Annotated in this window: 4 protein-coding genes and 1 pseudogene; 4 read left to right on the forward strand and 1 reads right to left on the reverse strand. The window is 67.0% G+C overall.

The genetic code is table 11. The features are described from left to right. From FV226_RS28815 to FV226_RS26520, 4 genes and pseudogenes are all read left to right on the forward strand, one after another. Nucleotides 1-286, forward strand: a pseudogene (locus FV226_RS28815) (hypothetical protein); the annotation flags it as partial. A 115-nt stretch (nt 287-401) separates the two neighbouring features. Beyond that, nucleotides 402-596 (forward strand): type II toxin-antitoxin system ParD family antitoxin, encoded by a 195-nt coding sequence (locus FV226_RS26510; RefSeq protein WP_147765272.1) that lies wholly within the window; start codon nt 402-404, stop codon nt 594-596. Next, a complete protein-coding gene (locus FV226_RS26515) occupies nt 583-4,008 on the forward strand; it encodes a PAS domain S-box protein (protein ID WP_147765273.1) in 3,426 nt (1,141 codons plus the stop codon). The genes FV226_RS26510 and FV226_RS26515 overlap by 14 nt, the downstream gene beginning before the upstream one ends. 258 nt (nt 4,009-4,266) lie before the next feature. Then, nucleotides 4,267-4,620 carry a hypothetical protein gene (locus FV226_RS26520; protein WP_147765274.1) on the forward strand — a complete coding sequence of 118 codons (354 nt, stop codon included), beginning with the start codon at nt 4,267-4,269 and terminating at the stop codon, nt 4,618-4,620. An 89-nt stretch (nt 4,621-4,709) separates the two neighbouring features. Here the strand turns inward: FV226_RS26520 and FV226_RS26525 are convergent, their stop codons facing one another. After that, nucleotides 4,710-5,630: a GGDEF domain-containing protein gene (locus FV226_RS26525; protein WP_147765275.1), complete on the reverse strand. Its 921-nt coding sequence runs from the start codon at nt 5,628-5,630 to the stop codon at nt 4,710-4,712. Nucleotides 5,631-6,021 lie beyond the last annotated feature (391 nt).

The following is a 6,021-nucleotide window of genomic DNA, read 5'->3' on the forward strand; positions in this document are numbered from 1 at the left end:
TCTTCGCGAGGTCGATACCGACCGTAACAAGTTCGGACATGGGTGGCTCCTCAGCTTGAGGCGACAACATCCCGACTATGCCCCAACGCAACGCCGGGAGCAGGAGCCATCCACACCATCAATCGAGATGGCCTTTGCCAAGCTCAAGGCAATGCTCCGATCGGCTGCAAAGCGCACCGTTGCCGACCTCTGGGACGCCATCAAAAACGCCTTCGCTGCCTTCAAACCAGACGAATGCCGGAGCTACCTCGCCGCCGCGGGATACGACGCTTATGATCCAACCTGATCGGATGCCGCTCTAGCAACGACATGCCCAGCCGGCGGTCGGTGTGACGACGCAGCTCCGCGAATGGGGGTGTCGCAGGTGCGACACCGTCCCAGGGAGATGCTAGGGGCAGCGGATGGCCGCCAAGCACTCCCGACACATCGCCCTGACCGAGCCGCTGATCGCCTACGTCGAAGGGCAGGTCGCCAAGGGGGACTACACATCCATCAGCGAGGTCGTCAGGTCGGCGCTCAGACTTCTGATCGAGCACGACGAGGCGAAGTCCCTCCGCGTAACAGCATCGAACGGGTCGGCCCATGGCCGCGCCTGAGGATGCCATCGCGGAAGCCGCCTACGATCCGGCGAGGCTCGCGACGCTCGACGGCTATGGCATCCTCGATACCGAGGCCGAGCGAGGCTTCGATGACATCGTTCTGCTGGCGTCCCGGATCTGCGGGACGTCGGTCGCGCTCGTCAGCCTCGTCGCCGGCGACCGGCAGTGGTTCAAGGCCCGGGTCGGCTTCGACCCCTGCCAGACCCCGCTGTCGCAGTCGGTCTGTGCCCACGCCCTGCGGCAGCCCGGCCTGTTGGTCATCCCGGATCTAACCGCCGACCCCCGGACCCGCGACAACGCGCTGGTCACCGGGGAGCCGCGGCTGAAGTTTTATGCCGGTGCGCGGCTGGAGACGCCCGAGGGCGTTCCACTGGGGACTCTGTGCGTGATCGACATGAAACCCCGACCGGAGGGGCTGACGACCGAACAGACCGAGGCCCTGGAGGCACTGGGGCGGCAGGTCATGGCGCAGATGGAACTGCGTCGGTCGATGGTGGCGCGCGACGACGCCCTGCGCACCGCCCGGGAAGCGGACGTCCGCCACGGCCAGATCCTCGACAGCGCCCGCGACTACGCCATCGTGACAACCGACCTCGACGGCCTCGTGACCGGTTGGAGTGCCGGTGCCGAGGCCATCCTCGGCTGGTCCGAGGCCGATATGCTCGGCAGGCCGGCACGGCTGTTCTTCACCGAGGAGGACGCGGTGGACGGTGCGCCCGAGCGCGAGATGCGCGTGAGCCGCGAGGAGGGCCGCGGCAATGACGAGCGCTGGCACGTGCGCAAGGACGGGTCGCGGTTCTTTGGCCTGGGCGAGATGATGCCGCTCCGCGCCGAAGACGGTACGCATGTCGGCTATCTCAAGATCCTGAGGGACCGGACGGACCAACGTTTGGCTGCTGAGGCGCTGCAGCGGCAGACCGACCTACTCCAGACCGTAACGGACCACGTCAGCGAGGCCGTGATCCAACTCGACCGCGACGGCCTGGTCACCTTCGCCAACCGGACCGCGCACATCCTGCTCGGATGGGACGCCGACGCCCTACTCGGACAGGACCTGCACGAGGCCGCCCACCACCATCATCCGGACGGGCGGCTGTTTCCGGCGTCCGAATGCTGTTTCGTGCAAGCCATCCGGGAGGGGAAGACCCTCCGGCAGCGCGACGCCACGTTCTTCCATCATGACGGGACGCCCATCGAGGTCGTTTGCTCGAATGCCCCCATCCTCCAGGGCGGAGCGGTCGTCGGGGCCGTGCTCACCGTCTCGGACGTCACCGGCCGCCGTCTGGACGAGCGTCGCCTCAGGAAGGTCAACGCCGAACTGGAGCGGCGGGTCGCGGAGCAGCGCGCATCCGAGGCGCGGCAGCGCTTCCTGCTCGACCTGACCGACACCCTTCGCGACCAGGGCGGCCCGCGCGGGCGGATGCAGGCGGCCGTCGACGCCCTCGGACGCCATCTCCGCGCGAGCCGGGTGGGCTACGGCTTCGTCGAGGAGGACGGCCTCTCCGTCACCCTCGGCACCGAGTACGTCGACGGCGTCGCGACGCTCGCCGACACCTACCCCCTTGATGCGTTCGGCCCCGGGAACGTTGCCAACCTCCGGAACGGCCGGACGTCGGTCTATCCCGACGTCGAGGCGGATGCGGACACGGCCGGCCTCGGGATGGACGCCTTCGGCATCGGCGCCATCGTTGCCGTCCCCCAGGTCCACGAGGGACGCTTACGCTCGGTCGTCTACGTGAACCAGCGGGAGCCGCGGGCCTGGACGCCCGACGAGGTAGGGTTGGTCGAGGAGGTCTCGGCCCGGATCTGGGACGCAGTCGAGCGCGTCCGCGCCCAGGGCGCGTTGCGGGCTCTAAACGAGACGCTGGCGGCCCAGGTCGCCGAGCGCACCAAGGAGCGCGACCGAATCTGGCATGTGAGCCAGGACATGCTTGGCGTCGCCGACGCGAACGGGATCTGGGTGAGCATCAATCCGGCGTGGCACCGTATCCTGGGATGGGACTACCACGACATCGTCGGGAAGACCTCGGAGTGGCTCGAACATCCCGAGGACCGGGAAAGGACGCGGGCTGAGGTCAAGCGCCTCGCCGACGGTGCGCTCACGCTCGCCTTCGAGAACCGTTTTCGGGCGCGCGACGGAGGCTATCGAACCCTGTCCTGGACAGCCGTTCCGGTTGAAGGGCTGCTCTACTGTGTCTCCCGCGACGTCACCTTGGAGAAGGAGCGCGCCGCCAGCCTTTTGCAGGCCGAGGAGGCGTTGCGGCAATCGCAGAAGCTTGAGGCCGTCGGCCAGTTGACCGGGGGCGTAGCGCACGATTTCAACAACCTGCTCACGGTCATCAAGTCATCGACCGACCTGCTCAAGCGCCCGGACCTGTCCGAGGACCGGCGGGCCCGGTACGTCGGCGCGATCTCCGACACCGTAGACCGAGCCGCCAAGCTGACGGGGCAGCTCCTCGCCTTTGCTCGTCGGCAGGCGTTGCGCCCGGAGGTGTTCGATGCCGGGCGCAGCGTCCGGGCCATCGGCGAAATGGTCGGCACCCTTACCGGCGCACGGATTACAGTCGCGATCCACGTCGGCGGCGAGCCCTGCTACATCAATGCGGACCCGAGCCAACTCGACACCGCCCTGGTGAACATGGCGGTCAACGCCCGCGACGCGATGGAGGGGGAGGGGAAACTCGACATTGTTGTGGAGGCGGTGGGCGTCGTGCCCGCGATGCGCTCGCAACCAGAGCGGAACGGCGACTTCGTCCGGATCTCGCTCACTGACACCGGTTCCGGCATCCCCGTGGATCAGATCGACCGGATCTTCGAACCGTTCTTCACGACCAAGGGCGTCGGCCAGGGCACCGGCCTCGGCCTGTCCCAGGTGTTCGGCTTCGCCAAGCAATCGGGTGGCGAGGTCGTGGTCGAGAGCGAGGTCGGACGCGGCACCACATTCTCGCTCTACCTCCCGCGCGCGGAGATCGATTTCGGCATACCCGAAGAACCCACGTTCGTTGACAAAGTCGTCGACGGACGCGGCACCCACGTCCTCGTCGTCGAGGACAACCGCGAGGTCGGGACCTTCTCGACCCAGACCCTCCAGGAACTCGGTTACGGCACCCATTGGGTGACGAACGCCGACGACGCCCTGGCGGCGCTGGCAGGAAGCCCCGGCAGTTACGATGTCGTTTTCTCCGATGTGGTCATGCCGGGCATGAACGGCGTCGATTTTGGACGCCAGGTGCGACGGTTGTATCCGGGCCTGCCGGTGGTGCTGACCAGCGGCTACAGCCATGTGCTTGCCGAGGAAACCGACCACGGCTTCGAGCTCCTGCAGAAGCCGTACTCGGTCGAGGCGTTGTCGCGTATCCTCCGTCGGGCCGCCTCCAAGCGCCTGCGACGCCGGGCGATGTTGGAGTAGACGCCGGATCGCATCCGCATTGTCCGATCCGGCCTATCGGTCGCCATCGCGTGCTCCGCCCGATGCTTCGACGATGGCCAGGCGAACCTGGGGATACCGGGAGACGGACCTGCCACGCGTTTCATGTTGCGACGCAGCATGGCGAGGGGCGTACGCTCTGGGAAGCGCTACCCTCGCATCGACGGGTGAGGGACGGCATCGGGTCGAAAGCTCGACGGGCGGAACCAGGATGCTGCCGTCAAGTCGAAGGCCACCCCGATGCGCATCGTCCCCAACCTTGCCGCCCTTACCCTCGCCATACTCCCGCTTCCCGCGATGGCCTCCTCTTACGCCGAGCAGATCGGCACCATCGAGCGCCGTCTCGATAGCGCCGGGGCGGTTCAGGTCGCCGGACTGCAGGAGGGGCACACCCTCCGAACCGGCTCGCCGCGAGGCATCACCACGGCGCGCCTCGCCGCACCGAGCGATCCGGACATGGTCACGACCGCCGACCACGTCGCCGTCGCCAGAACGTTCATCAACCGGGCCACCGACGAGAACCGGAGGGGTGACAAGCGTTCGTGCGAGAACACCATGACCCAGGCCAAAGGCATGATCGGCGCCCTACCTTAGGCGGCCTTGCCGGCCGCTTCGGGTTGCGGTTTGAGCGACTTCACTTCTGCGACCGGCCACCAAGGCTGGCCGAGCCCGGCGGGGATGCGTCATGCCGCTGCGAGCGGCGCCTCGTCGGCGCCTGCCGCTGTTGACCTACAGACTGTGCTTCCCCCGAAACTCTCGACCCGGACTCCCCCCGTCCCGGCGCGCTTCGCGACGTACATGAGGCGGTCGGCCTCGCGGATCGCGGTCGCCCAGTCCAGGGTCGTGCCGGGACTCACGACGAGGGCTCCCATGCTGACGCCGATGTGATGTCTCGATCCGCTCAGGCCGTCGCGGAGGCGCCGGTGGATCGTCTCCACACGGGAGACCGCCGCCGCGACCGTGCTCGACTGCAATAGGAAGACGAACTCGTCTCCCCCGAGCCGCCCGAAGCGGTCGCCCCAACCGATTGCTGCGACGCCGGCCAACGCTAACCTGATGAGGACCTCGTCGCCTTCCGCATGTCCGGACGTGTCGTTGACGGACTTGAAGCCGTCGATGTCCGCGAGGGCCAGCACCGTCACCGATCCGTTCGCCGCGCATCCTCCCAGGGCCAAGTGAGCGTGCGCCTCGAACGATGCCCGGTTCAGGATACCCGTCAGCGCGTCGTGACGGGCTGCGTATCGCTCCCGCTCGTAGACCCGTCGCAAAACGCAGACGGTGGCGACGACGAACGCGTAGGCTCCGAGCCGAACCACGGCACGGACCGTCGCCGCGAGCGGTGACAGGCCAGCGTCGAACCCATGGATGGGGAGGATGTTGAGGAAGGCCGCCACCAGCGCGACGCCGCAAGCTGCCCGCGGTCCGAGGCGCCAGCCGGCCAGTGCGATCAGCGGAATGTACAAGGGACCCGTCCCGACCTCCGGTACGAGCCAATCGAACACGACGAAGGCCATGCACGAGCTCGCCAGCACGGCCCAGATCGCACTGCGCGAAACGACGTCGAGGCGGTCGATAATGTCTCGCGGATGGATGGTGGGGATCATCGGGCCAAAGTCTCTAAGGCTGGCCTACACCTCGTCGGAATAGCCTTCCGAAGGCGACTGTGAGGTGAATTTCCTAATATTGCCCTGGCCTGGATCGAGGCAGGCGGAATTATGATCCGAAGTGAAAAGGTTTTCCGCGCGCTATCTCGCACGATGCTCCAGATCGAGGCTCCAGGTGCGAAGGAGATACCACCCTACCAAAAGTCGTTAGCGGCCTTTCCAGGCATCGGTTCGAAATGTGAGGATTCGTCGAATCATGAACTCGTCTCCCGGGCCCGATGGATCCTTTCATCGCCGCTCGGGACGGGAGCCGATGGCGGAGACGCCTACGCCAAACAACCCGCCGCGGCGGTATACCGGGCGGGATGGGGTTCGGCGCGGGGTCTCAGGG

The organism is Methylobacterium sp. WL12, assembly GCF_008039475.1.
GTDB lineage: Bacteria > Pseudomonadota > Alphaproteobacteria > Rhizobiales > Beijerinckiaceae > Methylobacterium > Methylobacterium cerastii.